This window comes from Pseudomonas sp. KH_024_B2 (assembly GCF_057839965.1).
On record NZ_CM174502.1, the window covers coordinates 2,462,883 to 2,486,732 of the forward strand.

General features: G+C 59.7%; 17 protein-coding genes and 3 pseudogenes. 6 read left to right on the top strand and 14 right to left on the bottom strand.

The window, feature by feature from the left end; all coding sequences use genetic code 11:
- Nucleotides 1-30 precede the first annotated feature (30 nt).
- Nucleotides 31-1,821 (top strand): SulP family inorganic anion transporter, encoded by a 1,791-nt coding sequence (locus AC3I0A_RS11585; protein WP_489377920.1) that lies wholly within the window; start codon nt 31-33, stop codon nt 1,819-1,821.
- A 16-nt stretch (nt 1,822-1,837) separates the two neighbouring features.
- Here the strand turns inward: AC3I0A_RS11585 and AC3I0A_RS11590 are convergent, their stop codons facing one another.
- Nucleotides 1,838-2,206 carry a DUF5064 family protein gene (locus tag AC3I0A_RS11590; RefSeq protein ID WP_489377922.1) on the bottom strand — a complete coding sequence of 123 codons (369 nt, stop codon included), beginning with the start codon at nt 2,204-2,206 and terminating at the stop codon, nt 1,838-1,840.
- A 327-nt stretch (nt 2,207-2,533) separates the two neighbouring features.
- Between AC3I0A_RS11590 and AC3I0A_RS11595 the strand changes: the two genes are divergently transcribed.
- From AC3I0A_RS11595 to AC3I0A_RS11605, 3 genes and pseudogenes are all read left to right on the top strand, one after another.
- Nucleotides 2,534-3,397: a phosphotransferase gene (locus tag AC3I0A_RS11595; RefSeq protein WP_489377923.1), complete on the top strand. Its 864-nt coding sequence runs from the start codon at nt 2,534-2,536 to the stop codon at nt 3,395-3,397.
- A gap of 101 nt (nt 3,398-3,498) precedes the next feature.
- A pseudogene (locus tag AC3I0A_RS11600) lies at nt 3,499-3,951 on the top strand (GNAT family N-acetyltransferase); the annotation flags it as partial.
- Nucleotides 3,952-4,109: 158 nt separating this feature from the next.
- On the top strand, nt 4,110-5,555 hold the full coding sequence (locus AC3I0A_RS11605; RefSeq protein ID WP_489377924.1) for a SulP family inorganic anion transporter: 1,446 nt from the start codon (nt 4,110-4,112) through the stop codon (nt 5,553-5,555).
- 60 nt (nt 5,556-5,615) lie between these two features.
- On the opposite strand, the gene AC3I0A_RS11610 is transcribed toward AC3I0A_RS11605, so the two are convergent.
- The 11 genes and pseudogenes from AC3I0A_RS11610 to AC3I0A_RS11660 form a co-directional block, all read right to left on the bottom strand.
- Nucleotides 5,616-8,798: an adenylate/guanylate cyclase domain-containing protein gene (locus AC3I0A_RS11610; protein ID WP_489378483.1), complete on the bottom strand. Its 3,183-nt coding sequence runs from the start codon at nt 8,796-8,798 to the stop codon at nt 5,616-5,618.
- A gap of 147 nt (nt 8,799-8,945) precedes the next feature.
- A pseudogene (locus AC3I0A_RS11615) lies at nt 8,946-9,077 on the bottom strand (double zinc ribbon domain-containing protein); the annotation flags it as partial.
- 591 nt (nt 9,078-9,668) lie between these two features.
- Complete coding sequence (locus tag AC3I0A_RS11620) at nt 9,669-10,577, bottom strand: MurR/RpiR family transcriptional regulator (protein ID WP_489377925.1); 909 nt, start codon at nt 10,575-10,577, stop codon at nt 9,669-9,671.
- Nucleotides 10,578-10,889: 312 nt separating this feature from the next.
- On the bottom strand, nt 10,890-11,654 hold the full coding sequence (locus AC3I0A_RS11625; protein ID WP_489377926.1) for an ABC transporter ATP-binding protein: 765 nt from the start codon (nt 11,652-11,654) through the stop codon (nt 10,890-10,892).
- An 18-nt stretch (nt 11,655-11,672) separates the two neighbouring features.
- Complete coding sequence (locus tag AC3I0A_RS11630; protein ID WP_489377928.1) at nt 11,673-12,785, bottom strand: succinylglutamate desuccinylase/aspartoacylase family protein; 1,113 nt, start codon at nt 12,783-12,785, stop codon at nt 11,673-11,675.
- Between the two features lie 8 nt (nt 12,786-12,793).
- Nucleotides 12,794-13,492, bottom strand: coding sequence for an ABC transporter permease (locus AC3I0A_RS11635; protein WP_489377929.1), 699 nt, complete (start codon nt 13,490-13,492; stop codon nt 12,794-12,796).
- A 14-nt stretch (nt 13,493-13,506) separates the two neighbouring features.
- A complete protein-coding gene (locus AC3I0A_RS11640) occupies nt 13,507-14,196 on the bottom strand; it encodes an ABC transporter permease (protein ID WP_489377930.1) in 690 nt (229 codons plus the stop codon).
- A gap of 92 nt (nt 14,197-14,288) precedes the next feature.
- Nucleotides 14,289-15,065, bottom strand: coding sequence for an ABC transporter substrate-binding protein (locus tag AC3I0A_RS11645; protein WP_489377931.1), 777 nt, complete (start codon nt 15,063-15,065; stop codon nt 14,289-14,291).
- Between the two features lie 471 nt (nt 15,066-15,536).
- Nucleotides 15,537-15,632, bottom strand: a pseudogene (locus AC3I0A_RS11650) (CPBP family intramembrane glutamate endopeptidase); the annotation flags it as partial.
- Nucleotides 15,633-15,657: 25 nt separating this feature from the next.
- Entirely contained in the window at nt 15,658-17,607 is a 1,950-nt protein-coding gene (locus tag AC3I0A_RS11655) for a DNA topoisomerase III (protein ID WP_489377932.1), read from the bottom strand.
- A 158-nt stretch (nt 17,608-17,765) separates the two neighbouring features.
- Nucleotides 17,766-18,188 (bottom strand): anti-virulence regulator CigR family protein, encoded by a 423-nt coding sequence (locus tag AC3I0A_RS11660; RefSeq protein WP_489377934.1) that lies wholly within the window; start codon nt 18,186-18,188, stop codon nt 17,766-17,768.
- A 165-nt stretch (nt 18,189-18,353) separates the two neighbouring features.
- On the opposite strand from AC3I0A_RS11660, the gene AC3I0A_RS11665 reads away from it, so the two are divergent.
- A complete protein-coding gene (locus AC3I0A_RS11665) occupies nt 18,354-18,974 on the top strand; it encodes a hypothetical protein (RefSeq protein WP_489377935.1) in 621 nt (206 codons plus the stop codon).
- A 77-nt stretch (nt 18,975-19,051) separates the two neighbouring features.
- Here the strand turns inward: AC3I0A_RS11665 and AC3I0A_RS11670 are convergent, their stop codons facing one another.
- Nucleotides 19,052-20,098: a class I SAM-dependent methyltransferase gene (locus AC3I0A_RS11670; RefSeq protein ID WP_489377936.1), complete on the bottom strand. Its 1,047-nt coding sequence runs from the start codon at nt 20,096-20,098 to the stop codon at nt 19,052-19,054.
- A 355-nt stretch (nt 20,099-20,453) separates the two neighbouring features.
- Between AC3I0A_RS11670 and AC3I0A_RS11675 the strand changes: the two genes are divergently transcribed.
- On the top strand, nt 20,454-23,057 hold the full coding sequence (locus AC3I0A_RS11675; protein WP_489378484.1) for a bifunctional diguanylate cyclase/phosphodiesterase: 2,604 nt from the start codon (nt 20,454-20,456) through the stop codon (nt 23,055-23,057).
- An 82-nt stretch (nt 23,058-23,139) separates the two neighbouring features.
- Here the strand turns inward: AC3I0A_RS11675 and AC3I0A_RS11680 are convergent, their stop codons facing one another.
- The gene (locus AC3I0A_RS11680; protein WP_489377937.1) at nt 23,140-23,469 is read right to left on the bottom strand and encodes a hypothetical protein; all 330 of its coding nucleotides are present in this window, start codon (nt 23,467-23,469) and stop codon (nt 23,140-23,142) included.
- Nucleotides 23,470-23,850 lie beyond the last annotated feature (381 nt).

The following is a 23,850-nucleotide window of genomic DNA, read 5'->3' on the forward strand; positions in this document are numbered from 1 at the left end:
CTGTGCTGTACACCAAAGGACCACAGTCCTATGAGCAATTCGGATTCTTCGCCTCCCGTCCCGGAACCGGGCCGGATTGCACGTCGGGATACTGGCGACGATAAGGCCGGCTGGAGCCGCTGGCTGCCGGGACTGCGTACGCTGCGCGGATACCAAATGGCCTGGTTGCGGCACGACCTGGTGGCCGGACTGGTGCTGACCACGATGCTGGTGCCCGTCGGCATCGCCTACGCGGTGGCATCGGGCGTACCCGGCATCTATGGTCTCTACGCGACCATCGTTCCGCTGCTCGCCTATGCGCTGTTCGGACCCAGCCGGATTCTGGTGCTGGGGCCGGATTCCTCGCTGGCTGCCGTCATCCTCGCTGTCGTCCTGCCACTGTCTGGCGGCGACCCGCATCGTGCAGTCGCCCTTGCGGGGATGATGGCGATCGTGTCGGGGGCGGTATGCATCCTGGCGGGCATCGCGCGCCTGGGTTTCGTCACGGAGCTTCTTTCCAAACCGATCCGCTACGGGTACATGAACGGGATCGCACTGACGGTATTGATCAGCCAACTGCCCAAGTTTTTCGGCTTTTCGATTGAGTCCGACGGCCCGCTGAGAAACATATGGGCCATCGCCACAGCAGTGATGGATGGGAAAACCAACTGGACCACGTTCATGGTTGGCGCAGCCACCCTGGCGGTGATCCTGCTGCTCAAGGGCAACAAGCGCGTGCCGAGCATTCTGATCGCCGTGGCAGGAGCGACCGTCGCCGTTGGTGTGCTGGACCTTGCCGCGCGCGCTGGTGTGTCGGTCCTCGGCTCTCTTCCACAAGGTTTGCCTGCGTTCGCCATCCCTTGGATCACCCGCGCCGATATTGTCCCCGTCCTCATCGGCGGTTGCGCCGTCGCCCTTGTCTCGTTCGCTGACACCAGCGTGCTCTCTCGTGTCTATGCGGCGCGGACCCATACCTATGTCGACCCGAATCAGGAAATGGTGGGGCTCGGTGTTGCCAACCTGGCCGGCGGATTTTTTCAGGGCTTTGCGATCAGCAGCAGTTCGTCACGTACGCCCGTGGCCGAGGCCGCAGGTGCCAAAACCCAGCTGACCGGAGTCATCGGCGCGCTTTCCGTTGCCATACTGCTGGTGGTGGCGCCGGACCTGTTGGAGGATTTACCCACCAGCGCACTGGCTGCGGTGGTGATCGCATCGGCTATCGGCCTGATTGAGGTCACTGACCTGCGACGAATTTATCGAATTCAGCGTTGGGAGTTCTGGCTGTCGATCGTTTGCACCGTCGGCGTGGCCGTGCTGGGCGCGATTGAGGGCATCGGGCTGGCCATCGTGATAGCCGTCATCGAATTCCTGTGGGATGGCTGGCGGCCGTATTCCGCCATACTGGGGCGCGCGGAAGGCGTCAAGGGTTACCACGACATCACGCGTTATCCCGACGCGCGCCTTATACCCGGCCTGGTCCTGTTTCGCTGGGATGCGCCCTTGTTTTTCGCCAACGGCGAGTTGTTCCATGACCGAGTGCTGGACGCAGTGGCTGCATCGCCAACGCCAGTGCGCTGGTTGGTCGTTGCGGCGGAACCCGTCACCAGTGTGGACGTGACCTCTGCCGACATGTTGGCTGAGCTGGACGAAACCTTGCACGCGGCGGGCATCAAGTTGTGCGTGGCCGAGATGAAGGACCCGGTCAAGGACAAGCTGAAGCGATTCGGGCTTTTCGCGCGGCTTGGCGAAACGGCGTTCTTTCCAACAATTGGCGATGCCGTCGACAGCTATCTCGTGATTCATCCGGTGGATTGGGCGAGTCTGGAGGACGAGGATCGCTGAGCGGCATCGGAGCCACTCAGCGACGGTCTTTATCAACGTTATCCATGTTTACCGGATCGCCCGGCTGGACGCCGAGCTTGTCGCGAATATCCTCGAACATAACGTCGTATTCAGCGTGACCACGCATGATGAGACTGGCATTGGCGGGCACCCCATGCTTGACCGCGGCCTTGGCCACCCGGCTGGCAAAGTTGAAGGCAGTGTCGCGGTGCATATCGAATTCTTCGATGAACTCTCGGCCTGATACCTGTCCGACCATCTTGAAGTGCATCAGCATTCCTTCCTTGGGGTCGCGACGAACTTCATAGAAGACGTCGATGTTGTATTCCGGTATTCCGGGATTGCCGGGAGTATTGGAGCGATGAAGGTGACCGGGAGTGAACATGTGATGCTCCTGTTCCGTCCGTTTCAGTGAGTCCAGTAGTGCCCCTTACTTCGGGCTTCTGGTTTGGGCTGGTTGCCAAGCCTCCCTCAGGATGTCCGGGCCTTTTCACAGGCCTTTAGTAAGCTTAGCGGGCAGTTGAGCGGCTGCAAGGCGGATGATGACATGATGTTTAGTGCCGCTCTTCAGCGCCGCCGCTATCATGCGTCAACCCCGAAATCCGACGGGCGGAAAACCCGCCCGGATACACCCCAAGCCCTGCCCTCAAAAGCGGGGCCGGGTCAGTAGAGGGACGCCATTTTTGGATCCGAAGTTCGATAGGAGTAAAAAATGCGTCACCTGAAATACCTTACGTCGAAAATGAGTCAGCAGAAAATAGCTGGGGTGACTTTTCATTTTGATTCATCACATCAGGGTGAATTGGTCACATTGATAGAAGGTTTTTTTGCTGCACCGGATCAGCATGCCATGCTCGATATTCCCGAAGAAACTCGGGGCGTATTCCTGCTGGAAGGGCAGAGCAAATGGGTGTTGAAGCACAACCGCCTGACACACTGGAAAAAGCAATTAACGAATTTCCTGGGTCTAAAACGGGTCTTTGGACTGCATGACCTGACCAATGAATTTATCAACTTGTCCACGGTAGCCGATAAGTCAGAATTCACACCAAGAGTGGCCGCTTTTGGCTACAAGGGACAGTTTCCGTTCCTCAAAGATGAATATTTGCTCGTCGGTTTTTATGAGAACCATTGCAGTGTAGATGATCGTCTGCGCTCCCATCCCGAACAGGCTAAAACGCTGCTTCTGGAAGTCTTCAAACTGTTTGGTCAGATGCTTGTCGAGGGTTTCGTGCATATGGACCCGCACCCCAAGAACATTCTGATCGCCCCCGATGGTCGGCTGCGGCTGATCGACTTTGAATGCTGCGCGCACTCCGTGATCGATCACGACTTCAGCTTGGGCTTCCTGCTGGGCTACTTCTACTATTTCTGGTGCCACAAGTTCATCGCGCGTGAAGATTACGACATCTGCTGCGAGCGCTATTTAGAGCAAGAGCACCCTGATTTAAACCGAGCTGTATTCCAGCCGGTCTATCATCGCTTTCAAGATCGCAAAATTTCGCGTACCACACGTTACAGCGCACTTACTTGTCCAAAAGCTCAAGCGGAGCTTATTCATGAACTAAATAAATGACACTTCCTTCGCGCAGTGTACTGTGTGACTATCGATAAAATTACACGTCGAAACGACGTTATTAAGGAACTGGACGCGATTGCTGCGCCTATGGCGACACCGACGCAAGCCACCTCGACCAGGTCGCCAGTCTCTTCGACGCCTACCGAATTTTCTACGGCCAGCCCTCGAACCTGCAGCAGTCCCGGGACTTCATCGCCGAGCGCATTGCCCAGGATGAGTCAGCGATCTTCCTGGCCCTGGACGCCGGCGGCGCCGCGCTGGGTTTCGTCCAGTTGTACCCGACGTTTTCCTCCATCGACGCCCACCGCACCTGGCTGCTCAACGACCTCTTCACCACGCCCGCCGCGAGGGGGCGAGGGGTAGGGACGTTGCTGATGAACACCGCCCGAGCTTTTGCGCTGTCCACCGGTGCCAAGGGGCTGGTGCTGGAAACGGCGACCGACAATCACGGTGCGCAGCGCTTGTATGAGTCATTGGGCTATGTGCGGGATACGGGTTATTACACCTATTGCCTCGATTTGAAGCGGGGGCTGATCCCAAGGTTGAAATAGCCCCGTTCAATCTGCGCGCTGAGGGCCCGGTCGAGTCTGTCAGCGCTGAGTCGCCATCCAGTCACTGGCCGTGCCGCCTTCAATTCCGTAACATCCGCAACCCTCTTTTCCCGCGACTCCCTGCGGCCGATTTCGCCGGTCTGCATTTCAGGTAAGCCATGAAACCACAACGTCTGCGCGCCGATGCCCTGGCCGGGCTCACCACATCCTTCGCCTTGCTGCCCGAATGCATCGCCTTCGCCCTGGTGGCCCATCTCAATCCGTTGATGGGACTTTATGGCGCTTTTATCATCTGCACCTTGACTGCCCTGTTCGGCGGTCGGCCGGGCATGGTGTCCGGCGCCGCCGGATCGATGGCCGTGGTGATCGTCGCGCTGGTGGTGCAGCACGGCGTGCAGTACTTGCTGGCAACCGTGCTGCTGGGTGGGCTGATCATGATGGCGTTCGGGCTGCTGCGGCTGGGAAAACTGGTGCGCATGGTGCCGTACCCGGTAATGCTCGGCTTCGTCAATGGCCTGGCGATCATCATTGCACTGGCCCAGTTGGAGCACTTCAAGAGCGGTGAAACCTGGCTCAGTGGCACGGCGCTGTACCTGATGAGCGGCTTGGTGGCGCTGACGATGGCCATCGTCTACCTGCTGCCGCGCCTGACCCGTGCCGTGCCGCCGGCGTTGGTGGCTATCCTCGGCGTCGGGTTGGCGGTGTACTTGCTCGGCCTGCCGACCCGCACACTGGGTGACATGGCGCACATTGCCGGCGGCTTGCCGGGTTTCGCTCTGCCGGACATTCCGTGGAACCTGGAAACCCTGCGCATCGTGGCGCCTTACGCGATATTGATGGCCCTGGTCGGGTTGCTGGAAACCCTGCTGACGCTGAACCTGACCGACGAGATCACCGAGAGCCGTGGCTACCCGGATCGCGAGTGTGTGGCGCTGGGGGCGGCGAACATGGTCAGCGGAGTGTTCGGCGGCATGGGCGGCTGCGCCATGATCGGTCAGACCATGATCAACCTCAGTTCCGGTGGCCGTGGCCGGCTATCCGGTGTGGTCGCCGGGGTGATGGTTCTGCTGTTCGTGCTGTTTCTTTCGCCGCTGATCGAGCGCATTCCGCTGGCCGCGCTGGTGGGGGTGATGTTCGTGGTAGCACAGCAGACCTTCGCCTGGGCCTCGCTGCGGGTGATCAACAAAGTGCCGCTCAACGATGTGCTGGTGATCGTCGCCGTGACCACCATCACGGTGTTCACCGACCTGGCCACCGCCGTGCTCTGCGGGATCATCATTGCCGCGCTCAACTTCGCCTGGCAGCAGGCGCGTGAGCTGTACGCCGACACTCATCTGGAAACCGACGGCAGCAAGCTCTACCGCCTGCATGGCACGTTGTTTTTCGCGTCAACCGCGCCATTCCTCAGCCAGTTCGATCCCGCCAACGATCCCGCTCAAGTGACCCTCGATTGCCGCCACCTGAGCTTCGTCGACTACTCGGCCATCGCCGCGCTGAAGACCCTGCGTGAGCGCTACGACAAGGCTGGCAAGCAGCTGCGGGTGTTTCACTTGTCGGAGCGGTGCAAGCAAATGCTCAAGTGCGCGGGCGTGGATCATGACTGAGGTATCAACGTTCCGGAAGGCTCAGGCAGCTTACTATAAGCACCATGCGTCATCGATCGTTCACCCCCCGCTTGGTGCCCATGCATCGAGCAGCGCCTTGGCTTGTAGCAAATCAACGCTGTCGAAGCCTTCGGTGAAGAAACTATAGATGTCGGCCAGCATCTGCCTGGCCGCCTCCTTGTCGCGTGTTTCCCATAGCTGAGCAAGGCTCACTGTGGCTCGTAGCTCGAGTGACTTTGCCCCTTGTTGTCGAGCGACCGAGATCGCCTTTTGAAAGCATGCTTGCGCTTGCTGCTGCACGGAAGAATCCTGGCTGTCTTCGCCCGGACATTGGAGGCTAAGCGTTCCCTTGAGCCGGTACAGTTCTGCTTCGTAAAAGTGCTCGCCTGTTCTGTTCACCATCGCCAGAGCGTCGGTCACGACAGCCAATCCTGCCTGCGGTTGCCCGGCGCGCCCGTGAGCTGCGGCCAGCAGGGCCAGAAAGTAAGAGCATCCAAGCTCTGCTCCGGCGGCCTGGTAAGTGGCGATACCCTTGGTTATCTGAGCGATACCCTCGTCCAGGTTTCCCTGCTCGGCGCGAGCCCAACCCTGGAGAATAGTCCCCCACGCCAAATAAAACGGAAACCCATGTTCGAGTGAAAGCTTGATGGCGGCATCAGCACACTCTTCGGCAAGTTGTACGTCGTGCCGAAACTGTCCCAGTATCGACGTAGCGGACAGGGTGAAGGCCAAGCTGAACGGGTGGGAAACCTTGGCCAGAGCAAGGGTATCCCGGCTGCGCGTGCTTGCCTGATCGGGGAAACCCAAGTACCAAAGACTCCAGGCCGAATATGACAGGGCGTAGTCCGGATCCATGCCGTACGTAATGGCATGTGTGCGATGCCGGTCCGGGTTGTAGAGGACACGCACCTGCTCCTGGTGTTCAAGGGCATTGCGCAGATCCCCCTGGAAAAACAATGTCTCCCCGAGTGCCGCATGGGCTTCCACGAGCAAGTCCGGATCCTGCGCAGTTTGCGCAATACTGAGCAATCGTTCAGCCAGTTCGCATGCCGTTGAGTATTGCGCACGCAACTCGTAGTAAGTCAACAGCCCCAGCAGCGCAGGGAAAAGCGCGTCGTCGCCTACTTGCGCGCATAGCGCCAGTGCACGGGTGTAGGTGGCCGCCACCTCGGGCACACCATAGCCTCGCACGGCCATCAAGGCCGGCCCCAGGCAGAGCAGCAACGTCAGCTCCTGATGAGCACGCGCGGGCGTGTCGGGCAAATGCTCGAGCAATTCCAGCGCCGCGCCGAGGTGCCGCACCGCATCGAGATGGGCGCAATGCTGGAGGGCCTGTTGCCCGGTACGCTGCAGGTATTCCACGGCCTTCGGGACATTGCCGCTCAGCCTGTAGTGGTGCGCCAGTTCGCTGCAGTAATCCGCGATGCGGGTGGGGAACAGTGCCTCGATGGCCTGCGCCGTGCGTTCATGCAGTGCGCTACGCCGCTCCGTGAGTAGCGAGTGGCCCGCGACCTCCTGGGTCAGCGCATGCTTGAACGAATACTCCACCTCCGGAAATGCGGGCCGCTGGTAAATGAACTCCGCGACCTCCAGTCGGGCCAGCAGATCGCGCAAATCGTCGTCCACCCGAGCGCCCCGTCCATCATAGATGCGCTGGATCAGACTGAACACAAACTCCTTGCCGATGACGGCGAGCGTCTGCAGCAATTCCTTCTGCGCAACGGGGAGCCGGTCGATACGGGCGGCGAGTACCCCCTGCACGGTGGTGGGAATATGCAGCGCAGCCGGAGTTTGCTCGATCCGGTAACGGCCGGGTTCGCCGAGCAGCGATTTCTCCTCGACCAGCGTTTGGACCACTTCCTCCATGAAGAAAGGGTTGCCCTCCGTCTTCTCCAGGATGAGCTGTTTGAGGGGGACGAGGGTCGGATCGTCCCCAAGCAGGGCCCCGAGCAGTCCCTGGGCTTCGGCCGGGCCCAGCGGTTCGAGCCGCAGCTGGCTACAATGGCCCGCGTGCGTCCACACAGGCTGATACTCGGGCCGGTAGTTCACCAGGAGCAGGATCGGAGCACTCGCCACGCGGTCGATGAGGTACGCGAGGAATGCTTCGGTCTCGCGGTCCAGCCATTGCAGGTCCTCGAACAGCAGCTCGATCGGCTGATCGCGACTCTCGCGCGCCAGAAGCTGAGTAATCGCGTCGAAGATGCGATCGCGCCGGATCTGCGGATCCATTTCCGCGAGCGCCGAATTGCGTTCGCCAATACCCAGCAGATAGAGCAGGTAGGGCACGAGTTCCTCGAAGCTGCGCTCAAGCGTCAGGGTCTTGCCCATGACCTTTTCCCGGCACCGCCGCTCGTCGTCCAGGGCAGTGATCTGAAAATAGCTTTTCAGCAGCTCGATGAGCGGAAAACAGGCAAAGGCCTTGCCGTGCGACACCGAGAACGTCTCCAGCACCAGACAGCCGCGCCGCGAGCGTTCCTTGAACTCATGGAACAGCCGCGACTTCCCGACCCCGGCCTCGCCTGCCACCGCGACGACCTGCCCGTGGCCCGCTTTGGCCTGATCGAGCGCCTGATGCAGGTGGTCCAGCTCGACCTGGCGGCCGACGAACCTGGCCAGCCCGCGATGTGCCGCCAGTTGCAGGCGCGTGCGCAGCGCGCCGAGACCCTGCACCTCGTACACGACGAGCGGCTCGGGAATGCCTTTGACCTGAGTGGCCCCCAGAGCCTTGAACTCGAAATAGCCCTCCGCCAGCTTGTAGGTGGACTCGCTCACCAGGATCGACGATGGCGCGGCGATTCCCTCCATCCGGGACGCAATGTGGATCGTGTGCCCGACCGGATCGTAATCGGTGTGCAAATCGTCCGTGCGGATCGAACGCACGACGACCTCTCCGGTGTGGATGCCGACGCGGATTTGCAGCGCAATGCCCTTCTCCAGACGAATGCGGTCGCCATGTCGGTGTATCGCCTCCTGCATCCGCAGCGCCGCATACAGCGCCCGCTGCGGATGGTCCTCATGGGCGATGGGGGCGCCGAACAGCGCGAGGATGCCATCGCCCAGCGACTTGGCCACGTAGCCTTCGTAGTAGTGGACGGCTTCCATCATCATCGCAACAACAGGCTCGATCAGGCGCTGGGCCTCTTCCGGATCGAGGTCGTGGATCAGCGCCATGGAGCCGGCCATGTCGGCAAACAGCGCCGTGATGGTCTTGCGTTCGCCGGCGGTCTCGCCCCGGGCTTCCATGGCCGCCTGTTCGGCGCGGATGCGCTCGGCAAGGTAGTGGGGCGTGTAATGAATGGGCGCTGGAGAAGGCCCTGAAGCAGGCCGGGGGCGCGGTGATGGCGCAGCAGGCGCATCGGTTAGCGGCGCGCCGCATTCACTGCAGAATTTGGCGCCAAGGCCCACCTTATGGCCACAGCCCGGACAGCTGCGAGACAGCCTGGCGCTGCACGCTTCACAGAAGCTCGCCCCGGAGGGATTCTCAAATCCGCATTTTGCGCAGTGCATACGATCTCTTCCCATTTGCACGCGTTCAAGAAGACCGCTCAAAAGACGGGAAAACGTGACATCGATCTGGCGAAAGACAGACTGAAGTCATTGAGCTAGCAGGTTCAGAGAGCCTTGTAACCCTCCGCTTCAAAGATACGTTTGTATCGTTGTATCGAGAAGTAAAATTCGCTTACTGAGGAAGACAACCCGATCGGGCTGGAAGACTGGAAAGCTCTGGGCGTGCCATGGCGCAGTGTGATGTCAACGCAAGCTTAAACTCAACGCCGATGAAGTCCGCAGGCAAAGGTCCTGCGCCGCAAAGACCCGGCTGGATTCAACAAGGTGCTGGTCGAAGAGTTGAACCGCAGTTAAGACAGTGACAGTGGTGAAAGCAAAGCAAAACCCCGGAGGTTGGCCCTGCCGGGGTTTCTATGTGATCCCTGTCTCCCTACGGGGGGAAGAGAACATCATTTGAACATACCAGTTGTCAGTTTTTCAGGTGACAGAGCGCTGGCACTGCATAGAAGGGTGCGCAAGAGGGCGCTTGGCCATCCACTTACCCATAACAGTGCCTCCAAAGATGCCGGTTCTCAAACATGGGTCGGTGCTACTCCAGGAGCGACATCACTTTTTCGGCGATTTACTGCTGGCTGGCACATGCAGGTAAGACATCACACTTTCGGTCAGTTCGGTCGCCAGCTTCACGGCTTCTTTATTGCGCGCCATTACGCCCGCCACCAGGCCTTCGATCAAGGCGAGTACGGCGATGTTGGAGCTGGTCAATACCGGGTGGTCGGCGGGGGCAAATAGCACGTGTTCGGCGATGCTGGTCAGTGGCGAGGCGGGTGAGTCGGTGATGGCCAGCACCGAGGCGCCACGTTCGTTGGCGAAGCGTGCGAGTTGCAGGGTGTCGAGGGAATAGCGCGGCAGGGAGATCGCCAGCAGGACGTCCTGATCGGTGATTGCGGCCAGGCGGTAAGCGGCGTTTTCGTTGCCGCCCTCCATGCTGATGGCGGTGGCGTCGGCGCAGAAGGGCATCAGGGTCGAGGCGGCGAGGCCGGCGAAGTAGACGCTGTTACCAAAGCCCAGGATATAAATTTTCCGGGCCTTGATCAGACGGCTAACGAAGGCTTCAAAGGTGTCGGCATGGTTGTTGGTGCCTGCTGTAGCGAGGTTGCTGCTGGCGCTCTGGATTTGCTCATGCAGGCCAAACGCTCCGCCGGAGCGATGCGCCAGTTCGTTGCGCAGTTTGTCGACTGGCGAGACCATTTGCTGCAAGGTCGCCACCAGCTCGGCTTTCATGCCGGTGTAGCCACCCAGGTTCAGGGCCTTGGCCAGGCGATTGACCGCGGCGGGTGAGGTGGACGTTTCGTGAGCCATCTCCTCGATGGTCAGCGTCGCGGCCCTCAGCGGATGACGCAGGATGAAGTCCGCCACCTTGCGCAATGACGGCTGCAAATCGGCAACGATTTCCGCCAGTTTGCGCATCACCGGTGCGGCATAGACCGTTGTGTTGTTCGATGGGGTCGGCATATCCGGTTCGACATTTCCTGAGGGTTGGAGAAGGGGCTGGCTGTAATGCCAGGCAGTTCAGATTTGAGCGATGAAGATCCTGTGGGAGCGGGCTTGCCCGCGAAGCGAACACCGCGGTTTTTCAGGCATTGCGCGTCATCGTTCTTCGCGGGCAAGCCACGCTCCCACAGGTTCTGCGCTCAGCGCTACCTATTTTTAACTGACTGACATTAGGGCTTGCCTGGTACCCCCGCATAACTTGGCTGGAGTGTATCCGAAGCCGACCCTTGGTGTGCAGCGCTGAACCAAGGGACGGTGAGCGGGCGGGAAGGATTATTTCAAGCTGCCGGCCAGGAATTGCTGGAGGCGTTCGGACTGTGGATTGACCAGCACGTCGCGCGGGTTGCCGCGCTCGCAGGCCAAGCCTTTGTGAAGGAACACCAGTTGGTTCGATACCTCGCGGGCAAAGCCCATTTCATGGGTCACGACCACCATGGTGCGACCTTCCAGGGCGAGGTCCTGCATGACTTTGAGCACCTCGCCGACCAGCTCGGGGTCGAGTGCCGAAGTCGGTTCATCGAACAGCATCACTTCCGGCTCCATGGCCAGTGCACGGGCAATCGCCACACGCTGCTGTTCGCCGCCGGACATATGCGCCGGCCAGGCATCCATACGGTGCGCGACGCCGACCTTGTTCAGGTAGTACTCGGCCTTTTCCCGGGCTGCTTTCTTGCCTAAGCCCTGCACATGCACCGGGGCTTCCATGACGTTTTCAAGGGCGCTCATGTGCGACCAGAGGTTGAAGTGCTGAAACACCATCGACAGCCGCGAACGCATGCGTTGTAGCTGCTTGGGTTCGGCAGCCTTGAGCCCGCCGAGTTTGTTGGTCGTCAGTTTGAGTTGTTCGCCATTGAGCACGATATTGCCGGCATTGGGCTGCTCCAGCAGGTTGATGCAACGCAGGAAGGTGCTTTTGCCAGAGCCACTGGAGCCGATGATGCTGATCACGTCACCGGCTTTCGCCTCCAGGGACACGCCCTTGAGCACTTCGTGTGTGCCGTAGCTTTTGTGTAGATCCTGAATTTCGAGTTTGTACATGGTTTCCACTCTCTTGAATCAGTCGCTGAGCAAGCGACCCTGGCGAATAGGGGTACTGCCGGCGACCTTAGCCAGCCACAAGCCGGGCTGGGCAAAGCGCAGGCGTTCGCGGGCATAGAGGACGCCGTCGGTACTGGCGCGCACCACGCTGTGGCGATCGGTCAGCGGATCAAGCACTTCGAACAGTGGATCACCGACCTTGACCCGGGCACCCAGCGGTTGCAGAAAACTCACCACCCCCGGGTGCGGTGCATAGGCGTACTGCGCACCGGCGAACGGCGTCGCTTCACAACAGGTTGGTGGAGCCGCAGGCCAGTCGCCGCTGATCAGGCCTTGTTCGGCAAGGAAGCCGAGAATGGCCTCTGCGCTATCAGCGCATTGCTCGCGCTCGGTGTCGGCCATGCCGCGCAGTTCAATGGTGGTGGCCACACACGCCAGTGGAATATTGGCCTTCGGGAAACGCTCGGCCAGTTGCAGCCAGGGGATCGCGCAGGCTTCATCGAAGGCGTTGCCTCCCGCGCCCTCGGCCAGCAGAGCAGCGCCAGCGCTCAGGCGCGCGGCCAGCGAGCGCAGGCGTGACCAATTTTGCGGCATGGCGTAAAGCAGCATGATCGACTCGAAATCGCAGTGCAGGTCGAGCACCACATCGGCATCGCAGGCATGCTGCATCAGTAAGCGACGCAGGCCATCGAGTTCCGATGTTGGTGCCGGCATGTCGGTGAGGGCATCGATCATGGCGCGACGGATCAGTGCGATGTTGGCGTTGGCATCTTCCCCCAGCTGACCTTCCAGTCGCCGCGCCACGGCTTCGGTCAGCTGCGGGAAGTCGCGATTGAAGTTCTTCCCGCTGGAAAATTCGAAGCGACCCTGATGGGTGGCCTGGAACATCTGCGCGATGCCGATCGGATTGGCCATTGGCACCAGCTCGATCACCCCGGTCAGGCGGCCTTGTTCTTCCAGTTCATGTAGACGGCGCTTGAGCTCAACGGCGACGCGCATGCCCGGCAATTCGTCGGCATGCAGGGAGGCCTGGATATAGGCCTTGCGCGGTCCGCTGCCAAAACGAAACAGCGACAGCTGTCGTTCAGTGCCCGAGGCACTCCACGGCAACAGGTATTGAATGTGCTTCATAAAATTCCTTAGTGCTTGCGCGGTGCCAGATACGCCAGCCAGCGGCGCTCGGCCAGCTTGAACAGACGAACCAGGATGAAGGTCAGGGCCAGGTAGATGAGGCCGGCGGTGATGAACGCCTCGAACGGCAGATAGAACCGTGCACTGACCGTTCGCGCGGCTCCGGTGATGTCCACCAGGGTGACGATCGACGCCAGGCTGGTGGTTTGCAGCATCATCAGCACTTCATTGCTGTACTGCGGCAGCGCCCGGCGCAAGGCCGACGGCAGGAGAATGCGGCGGTACAGGGTAAAGCGCGACATGCCCATGGCCCTGGCGGCTTCGATCTCGCCGTGGGCCGTGGACTTCAAACTGCCGGCGAGGAGTTCCGCGCTATAGGCACTGGTATTGATCGCGAAGGCCAGGCAGGCACAAAAGGTCGCGCTGGACAGGTACGGCCAGAGCGCGCTTTGGCGTACCGCTTCGAACTGCGCCAGGCCGTAATAGATCAGGAACAACTGCACCAGCATCGGCGTGCCGCGAATCACGTAGGTGTAGAGCCAGGCCGGGAAATTGATCAGCGGCGAGCGGGACACCCGCATCAGCGCCAACGGAATCGCCAGCACCAGGCCAAAGGCCAGGGAAATCAGCAGCACTTTCAGGGTCACCAACGCGCCATTGAAATACAGCGGCAGGTTTTCCCAGATCAGGTTGTAGTCGAGAATCATGGGTTCGCTCCCAATCACAGTTCGGCGGCTTTGATGCCGACCGAGTAGTGTTTTTCCAGGTAACGCAGCACCAGCAACGACAGGCTGGTCAGCATCAGATAAAGCGCCGCCACCGCGAGGAAAAAGGTAAACGGCTCATGGGTCGCATCCGCTGCGTTTTTGGCCTTGAACATCATGTCCTGCAAGCCAATCACTGAAATCAGCGCGGTAGATTTGGTCAGCACCAACCAGTTGTTGGTGAACCCGGGAATGGCGAAACGAATCATCTGCGGCACCAGAATCCGCCAGAACACCTGCGCGCTACTCATGCCGTAGGCCGCGCCAGCCTCGCCCTGACCTTTAGGGATCGCCATAAAGGCGCCGCGAAAGGTTTCCGAGAGATAGGCGCCGAAAATGAAGCCCATGGTGCAGACACCGGCGATAAAGGGATTGATGTCGATGTAATGGGTGTAACCGAACGCAAGGGCAATGCGGTTCACCAGATCCTGGCCGCCATAGAAGATCAGCAGGATCAACACCAGGTCCGGGATGCCGCGAATCAGGGTTGTATAACCTTCGCCGAGCATCGCCAGCCATTTGATGGGCGATAAACGAAAGGCTGCGCCGATCAGACCCAGGGTAATGGCCATGGTCATGGAGGTCAGGGCCAGGTTAATGGTCAGCCAGGCGCCATCGAGAATGCTCGATCCGTAGCCGTGCAGCATGATGAAGTTCCTCAAACGAGCGCCGTGAGGCGCGCGAGACAAGCCAGAAGCGGCGCCTGCATTGGGCCGACGCCGGGGTTACGGGTAAGCGCTTATTGGCCGTAGATATCGAACGCGAAGTACTTGGCCATCACTTGCTGGTACTTGCCATTGGCGCGGATCGCGTCAATCGCAGCACTCAGACGCGCGGCGTTCGCACTATCGCCTTTACGCACGGCGATCCCGGCGCCTCGGCCGAAGTATTTCGGGTCGTTGATGTCTGGCCCTACCAGTGCGAAACCCTGGCCCGCCGGCGTTTTGATAAAACTCTCATCGGTGTTGACGATGTCTGCGAGGGTGGCGTCCAGACGACCCGAGACCAGGTCAAGGAAGGCCTCATTCTGGGCGGAGTAGCGCACCACCTGGACCCCGGCTTTCTCAAGTTGTTCGGTGGCGAAGCGGTCGTAGGTCGAGGAGCGTTGCACGCCGACTTTCTTGCCTTTGAGATCAACCAACGGGTCGTTGAGCACGTTGCCGGCCTTCATCGCGAACTTGCCCGGCGTGTGGTAGTACTTTTTGCTGAAGTCGACGGACTTCATCCGATCTTCAGTGATCGACATCGACGACAGCACGGCGTCGATCTTGCGCACTTTAAGCGACGGGATCATGCCGTCGAATTCCTGGATGACCCATTGGCATTTGACCTTCATTTCCTCGCACAGAGCGTTGCCGATGTCGTAGTCGAAACCGCTGACGTTGCCTTCCGGAGTCTTGAAGGAGAAGGGCGGGTAGGCGGCTTCGATACCGATACGCAGGCTGTCTTCGTCAGCGTGGGCCAGCAAGCTTGCGGCGCACAGTGCCAGGGCACCTAGAAGTTCTGTCTTGTTCATATTGTTGACTCCTTGGATGGGGCGTTGGGGTGGTGCATGCCATCCGATCTGGCGCGGTGGATCGCTCCTGATGATGTTGCGAGGCTATAAATGACACGTTTTATTTCATAAATCAAATTTATGAAAATAAAAATGTCATTGCGGGGCATGCTGAATCTGCTCGTCATTGCTGGACGTGCCTGTAGATCCGGGGTTGGAGGAATGCCTGTGGCAAAAAAATGGCGTCGGACACACAACCTGTGGCGAGGGGGCTTGCCCCCGCTGGGGCGCGCAGCGGCCCTAATATCTGCAACCCCATTGCGTCAGGTACACCGCATTTGCAGGTTCTACGACTGCTGCGCAGCCGAGCGGAGGCAAGCCCCCTCGCCACATTTGACTGGCATTGGGGCTTGCCCCCCGCTGAGCCGTGGAGCGGTCCTGAAATCAGGCAACGGGATTCTTCACAGGTGTCACCAGGAAAAAGCAGATCGATCACACAGGCACAGCGATGAGCAATATCGCAGTCCCATGTGCGGCCGTGGCGGCGATCACTCCGTAGCGCATGCGCACGAAAGCACAGGCCAGGCCTAGTCCTGATATTTTTCCGCCTGATTCAGGCCTTGTTGCTCGGTTTTGCCGCACGCTTGGCCGCAGGCGCAGCCTTACGCTTGGCGGTCTTGCGCTTGTTCTTCCAAGGGGCAGCACCGGCACCGGCCGGACTTGCCGGGCCGCTGATGGTCAGGCGCAGGCCGACACAGCGACCCACTTGTTTGCTCATCCAGGCAGCCTGTTTGGCAACGAATTCCTCCAGGCTCATTTCGCCGCTCTGCACCATGTCCAGCGCTTGCTCCCAAATGGCCGTGGTGCCGGGATCGGCGATGGCTCGGGGAACGGCATCGATCAGGCTGAAGGCTGCCGGGGTCGCCGCCAATGCCTTGCCGTGTTTGACCAGATAGCCTCGATCCAGCAGTCCCTGAATGATTCCGGCACGGGTTGCCTCGGTGCCGATACCGGTGGTGTCCTTGAGTTTTTGCTTGAGCAGCGGATCTTCTACCAGTTTGGCGACGTTCTTCATCGCCTTGATCAGATCGCCCTCGGTAAAAGGTTTTGGCGGCTGGGTCCAGAGGTCCTTCAGCGTCACGCCGGCCACCGCGTAATCGCGGCCTTCGAGCAGCGTCGGCAGGGTTTGCGGGGCAGGCGCTTCGCGACCTTTGGCGGGCGCCAGGGCTTCGGGGAGTGCACGCTTCCAGCCCGGCTCGACAATCTGCTTGCCCACCGCACGCAAGGCCTGCCCGGCACAGTCGAAGTCGGCCTGGGTTCGATCGTATTCGTGGTTGGGCAGAAACTGCGCCAGATAGCGCGCGCGGATCAAGGTGTAGACGGCGCGTTGCTTGCCCGCCAGGCGTTCGAGGTCCTTGTTTGCGCCAGTCGGAATGATGCCGTGGTGGGCGCTGACCTTGGCATCGTTCCAGGCTCGCGAGCGGCGCTGTGGTTCGATGTGTTTGAACAGATCGCTCAGACCTGGATCGGCACGCCCCAGAGCCGCCAGTATCTTCGGCGCCTCACTGTGCTGGCTCAGCGGCAGATAGCCGCAATCGCTGCGCGGGTAGGTGATGACTTTATGGGTTTCGTACAGCGCCTGGGCAATATCCAGGGTTTCCTGGGCGCCCAGCCCGAGCTTCTTCGAACACACTTCCTGCAGCGTGCCCAGATCGAAGGGCAGCGGTGCGGCTTCGCGCACACGCTCGGTACGCAGCTTGATCAGCCGGGCGCTGGTGGCGTTGCGCATCGCCGTTGCAGCTTGCTGGGCCAGCGCCTGGTTCAAGCAACGATCGTGCTCGTCGCAAGCGTCTTGCGCCGCGCGCCACTGGGCAGTGAAAGTGCTGTCGTCGTGCAGCAGCTGTACCTCGATGGCCCAATACGGGACTGGTACGAAATCGGCAATGCTGCGGTCGCGATCCACTACCAGTCGCAGGGTTGGCGTTTGGACACGACCCACTGGAAGGACACCCTGATAGCCGGACTGACGCCCAAGCAGGGTGAACAGTCGGCTCATGTTCATCCCGATCAACCAGTCGGCGCGCGAACGCCCGAGCGCCGAATGATAGAGGCTGAAGGTCTCGGCGCCGGGCTTGAGCGCTGCCAATGCCTTGCGTATCGATGCGTCGTCCAGGGCCGAAAGCCAGAGCCGTTGAATCGGTCCGCGATAGCGACAATGCTCGACCAGCTCGCGGGCAATCATCTCGCCCTCACGGTCGGCGTCGGTGGCGATGACCAGTTCCCGGGCCTCGCCGAGCAAGCGTTTGACGGCTTTGAACTGACTGGCAGTTTTCGGCTTCACCAGCATCTTCCACTTCTCGGGGACGATCGGCAGGTCGGTCAGCACCCAGCGCTTGTAACGGGCGTCGTAGGCATCCGGCGGTGCGGTTTCCAGCAGGTGGCCAATGCACCAGGTCACTGTGACATTCGGCCCCAGCCAGCAGCCGTCGCCGCGACGGTTGGCACCGAGCACGGCGGCGATATCTTTGGCCTGGGAAGGTTTTTCACAGAGGAACAGCCGCATAGCCACCATCATTTCTTACGGATCTGGAAGGTGCACAGAATGCGCAGAGATGTGGATTTGGGCAACCTTTATCTGTATGGATATACAGATAAAGGTTTGCCGCTGATTGCTTAGTCAGCGGCAAAGGGGGAGTTTCTGCTCGAAAGACGTGTCGCCGGTCAATCGAGAACGTCGTGCAGCACTTCGTAGATTATGCCTGTCGCAATGGCAATCAAGATCACATCGGTGCCGACCTGGACCCACTCATAACCATCATAGTGGGGCAGACGCTGAACCATACGGCCATCAAGCTTTTTGGCAATGCCGGGTGGAAGAGGCTTGCCACGCGCCAGGTTTTTTTGAATGCCTGGTGGAAGCGGTTGCGCGCTACCCCAGTATTCTCGATTATCGTCAAAGATGACCCGGACTCCGCCCACATCGATAGTCGGGCCATGATCCCCGTAGTTTCCTTTCCCTTTGTTGCCATGCTCGCTCTTATGCGGGTTGCCTTTTCCATTGCCTGGGTCCGCAAGCAGAGCCGGCGAGCCCGTGACAAGCGCAATACAGGTCAAAACAGCGATTAACGGACGAGTTTTCGACATGACGTAGATCCCTCTGAAAAGGGGAGATTCCCCCGCATGTCATTAGATTATGGCTGATTCATAAGTTCATGAATGGACTGTGTCAATTTGCCATTCATCGTGAGCCGAGAACCTAACTTCAAGATGCCTGTCTCACTGGGATGAATCGAAGCGCCGGGAGGCATCATGTTTATTAAGAAGAAAAATTTGATGGTCGTTGCTGCATGCACCTTGATGCTCACAGGAGCATCCATGCTTCCCGGTGAGCTATCACCTATCTCATCTGCTTATGCCAAAGAAGGCGGTGGCGGTGGCGGCGGTGGTGGTGGCGGCGGTGGCGGTGGTGGCGGTAATGGCGGTGGTCACGGCGGCGGCAATGGCGGTGGCCACAGTGGTGGTAATGGCGGTGGCCACAGTGGTGGTAATGGCGGTGGTCATTCCGGTGGATTGGGCGGCGGCCTGGGCAAGGGGCTGAGTAGCGATCATGCCGGGAAGGCCGTCAGCAAGGGTCTAAGTAAGGATCATGCCGGGAAGGCCGTCAGCAAGGACCATGCCCCAAAGGCCGTCAGCAAGAAACTCAGTAAGGACCACGCTGAAAAATCCGTCAGGAATAGAGGCCTCAACGGCAACCATTACGGAAGTGTACGTAATGATGACAATGGTCATGGTGTGGCCACTTCTGCAGCCGCGCACTCTGATACCAAAGGCTTGGCCAAGGCCGCTGCGGTCGCTGGCACTACGCCAGGCGAGCACAACACCAAAGGTCTGAGCAACGCCGTCGAATCATCGATCAAGAACGATCGCTAGTCACTGAATTGACCGGGGCACCCCGGCATGGCGCCTGACGCAGTTGGCCGCCATGCCCAAGGTGTGGATCACCCCGGTTACTTGCGTGCCTCGAGGATCAGGTTGAACGGAGTTTCCGCCGCCCGGCGGAACTGCGTGAACCCGGCTTCGGTGAAAACATCACGCAGGCGCTTCTCGCCAGCCTGCGCACCCAGACCAAGACCAACCTCCTGAGACAGCGAGTTCGGTGTGCAGATAAAGGTCGATGCCGCGTAGAACAGCCGTCCTACCGGGTTCATGTTCTCGTCGAGCGTGTCGTTGGCATAAGGCTCCACCAGCAGCACCGTACCGTCCGGTTTGAGCGACTGATAGGCATGTCGGGCAGCGCCTACCGGATCCCCCATGTCATGAAGGCAATCGAAGTAGCAGATCAGGTCGTAATCATTGCCGGGGTAGTCCTTGGCTGTACCCTGGACGAAGCTTGCGCGATCCGCCACGCCACCTTCCTCCGCGCGTTGCGTCGCGGTACTGATGGACGGCGCATGAAAGTCGAAGCCGACAAACCGCGATGCCGGGTAGGCCTGTGCCATGATCACTGTCGACGCGCCATGCCCGCAGCCGACATCCGCCACCTTGGCGCCAGCTTCCAGTTTGTCGACCACTCCCGTAAGCGCTGGCAGCCACTCGGCTACCAGATGCGCCCGATAGCCAGGCCTGAAGAAACGCTCTGTACCGCTGAACATGCACGGATGGTGATCGCCCCAGGAAAGGGCGCCATTGCCACGCATGGCGGCGACCAGTTTGTCCTTGTCATGGAACAACGCCGCTACCACCACGGCACCGCCCGCCACATAGACCGGGGAATCCTCGATCGCCAAGGCCATGGCTTGCTCCTCTGGCAGACGGAACTGCCCGTCGCTGTGCTCCATGTAGCCGGATGCCGCGTGGGCGCTGAGCCATTCACGGAGCAGGCGCGCATTGCAGCCGGTCTTGCTGGCGAGTGCTTCGGGAGTGACGGGCTGGCTGTCGGCCATTGCCCGGTATAGACCGAGCTCCTCGCCAAGGATCATATTCGCGAGCATCGCTGCTCCGCCCATGTCGGAAATCAGCTTGCCCATGAAGTCATTGAGTTTGCTTTCGTCCATTACGTGCCTTCCTGTAAAAGGCCACCGTTGACGGGTGTTGCTTGTCGAGGCAGCAACCGGCTCGGTGGTGGTCGGGTGGATGACCAGAGCGACAGCGCAGGCGCGGTGTGCCGGGAAGCCGTCTGCTGCGCGAGCTGTGGGGAAGTTTCAGTGTAGTACGCCGCCATGCGGTGCGCGGTCGTCTGCGACGCTGGATTCAGAGAATGGGAGGCGCAAACCGGCAAAGGGTCAAGACCTCGAAATTCAGGCCGATACACGTACGCAAGCGCACTCCCGTCTATCGGGTCCCCGTCAACTTCTCGGACCGTGGACGGATGAGGCGCCGCCTGTATTTCGCTGCACCGCCTGGAGCACTATGGAAAATAATAATATTGGCCCCCATGCGAGGGGGCAAACATCCAATCTGTCCGTTGCCCGCATTTCACTGATGGGTTTCTCAAGCCTTTTACTGTCGATATTCCTGCTGGCCAGCGTCTTGCTCATCTATATCGCCTTCGAGCAAAACCGTGATGCCGAGACACGCAGCCGGTTTTATGCCGAAAAGGCTGTTCAGTCCTTCGAGAGATCCGTCAGCGTGACGATCAAGGACTATGCATTCTGGGGCGATGCCTATGAGCACCTGCACAAGCAGGTCGATATTGATTGGGCGTTTGTAAGGCAGAACCTGGGTCCTACGCTTTATGACAGCTTCGGGTTTCAGGGGGTGTTTGTTATCGATCCGGCCGATCGAACGGTGTACTCGGTCATTGATGGCAAGCTTGAATCGGTGGTGGCTGAAGGGTGGTTGAAACAACCTGTTGCCGCGCTGATCGAACGCGCCCGTGCGGGCGCTGACAGTGAGACGGCAACGACTGCCTATCTCAATGTCGACGGTACCCCCGTTCTGGTCGCCGCAGCGCCCTTGACGCCTGGAACCGATCCTCAGGTCGAAGCTGATTCCAGGCCTTCCTCTGTCCTGTTATTCGTCGCCCGGCTGGATGCCAACAGGCTGAGCACCCTGGGGAGCGATTTTGGTATTGACCAGCTACGCGCTGTCGCGGGCGATAGCGCCGTACCCGGCTTGCCGTTTTTACGGCTGGGGGAGGCGGGGACAGGAGGCATTCTGCAGTGGACGCCGGCGCGTCCCGGTCATCGGTTGATGATGTTGGTCTTGCCCCTGATCGGCGTGGCGGGGCTGATTATGGGGCTGATGACCTGGATGATTCTGCGGCGCACGACGGCTGTGGCACGCGCGATGGATGCCAATTACAGCTCCCTGCAAGTCAGCCGATCGGCACTGGCGGCCAGTGAGGCCCGGTTTCGTGATGTCGCCGAGGCTTCATCCGACTGGATCTGGGAAATCGATGCCGATCTGCGCTTCACCTACCTGTCAGAGCGTTTCGAGGCGGTGACGGGACTGCTCAGAGCCAATTGCCTGGATCGTCCTATTGATGACTTGCTGGTATCTGATCAGGGGCCCCTTTCCCAGTGGCTGAAAAACCACTCCCGACGTGCCAATGCCATTTTGCAATGCAGTTACCTGGCAGTGGACGGGCAAGCCAGGATCAGTCGTCTGTCTGTTCGAGAGATGGACGGGCAGGGCTATCGCGGTACAGCGAGCGATATCACCGAAGAAGTGGCGGCCCGCCGACGTATCGAATACCTGTCGCAGCACGACGCGCTGACCGGGTTGGCGAATCGTACCCGCATGCAGGAGTTTCTGGATGGCAAGCTCAAGGCCGCGCCTACCCTGGACGAGCCGCTGGTCATGCTGAGCATCGACCTTGATCGCTTCAAGCCGGTCAATGACTTGCTGGGTCATGCCGCAGGCGATCAAGTGCTTAATGAAGTCTCCAAAAGGCTGGGGCAATGTCTGCGCAATGATGATCTGGTGGCCCGGATCGGCGGGGATGAGTTTGTACTGGTCCTGGTTGATATGGCGTCTGAGGATGAAGTCGAGGACTTGTGCAAGCACCTGATCGACCGCATCGAGCAGCCCTTCCAGGTCGGCGAACATGAGGTGTTCATCAGTGCCAGCATCGGAATCGCCATGGCACCCGCCGACGCTACGCTGGCCGACGAGTTGCTGCGCTATGCCGACATCGCGCTGTATGAAGCCAAAGAGGCGGGACGCAACACCTGGCGCTTTTATGCCGGTGACATGAACGCTCGAATAATCGATCGTCGGCAACTGGAACGCGACCTGCGGCATGCCATCAAACATGATGAATTGCGCCTGCATTTCCAGCCGCGTTACCAGATTGAAGGCAGGCGGATGGTCGGTGCTGAAGCGCTGGTGCGCTGGCAGCATCCAGTGCGTGGGCTGTTAGGGCCCGACATATTCATTCCCATCGCAGAAGACACCGGATTGATTTTGCCGCTCAGCAACTGGGTGCTGCACACCGCCTGCATGGCCGCGTCTACCTGGCCTGAACAGTTCTTCGTCTCCGTCAACCTGTCCCCGACAGAGTTTCAGCGCGGGCATCTGGTGGCCAGGGTTCAGGCGGTATTGTCGGATACCGGGTTGAACCCGGCCCGGCTGGAACTGGAGCTGACCGAGAATGTGATGCTGGACGACGCCAAGGGCGCGCTGAACATCATGCGTGGCTTGAAAGCGCTTGGCGTACGTCTGGCGATGGACGATTTTGGAACCGGCTATTCGTCATTGAGCTATCTGCGTTCGTTTCCCTTCGATGGTCTCAAGATCGACCGCAGTTTTGTCAGTGGGCTGACGGCCAGCGGTGATGATCAGTCGATCATTCGGGCAATCGTCGGGCTGGGGCGAGCGCTGTCGCTTACCGTCACGGCGGAGGGTGTCGAGACGAAGGAGCAGCTCCAGGCGTTACAGCAAGCCCGGTGTGATGAGGTTCAAGGGTATTTTTTCAGTAAGCCCATGGATGCACGAGCGATCGGCGAGCTGATAAATGCTGAGGGCCAACGCTCCCCTGTGGGAGCGAGCTTGCTCGCGATGGACTCATAGGCGACGCGTTTATTCAGAAAGCACGCGTTATCGTTAACGCCCATCGCGAGCAATCGAGCGTCGACCGGCTGCTCCTACATAGTCAGCAGTACTTGTCTACCCGACACACCCCGGACTGATCTTGCATCAGCTGCCATTCATGGCTCAGGGTTTGAAGGACGCGGCCAATGAAGTCTTTGTCAGCCGCAGCTTTCTTTCCGACATACCCTTGGCCCCGGCGGTACATTTTCAGCCTGGCACGCATGCTGTCATGGGCCATCTCGAATTCACTTTCCTGCGAGTGGGGCGCGAGGCAATCGATATGGACTTCGCCCGACTTGCAAACCCACAGTACGTGGCTGTCGTGGTTGTCCTGGTGCGATGCGAACAGTCGAGCCAGTTCATCAATGGTTGGTTGATTGTTCAAATTCATTTTTAAGCCCCTTGACCACTCGTTGATCTTGTCTGGTTGGTTCGCTGAAACCTGTCGCCAGTTCAGCCAATCGTTTCCTGAAGCACCTGTCCGTCAGGTGCAGATCCGGCCCTGAGCTTGATGCATGTAGCATTGATGAAAAGCCACTACGCAGTAGTGTCACAACGAGGAGAAGCAGCGAAAATCAGGATGCCCATGCCGACAATAAACAGGTCAGCCACAAGCATCATGAGAACGTTTCGCCAGCGCTTCTCGCCCTTGTACCGGACGGTTCAGCCGGGTCGCTTCATCAATCTGCCTTGTGGGCAGTACACATCAGGGGAACAGCTCGGCGGTCCGTCGAGCGTATTCAGAAGACTCATGCCAACTCTCCCGATCGGG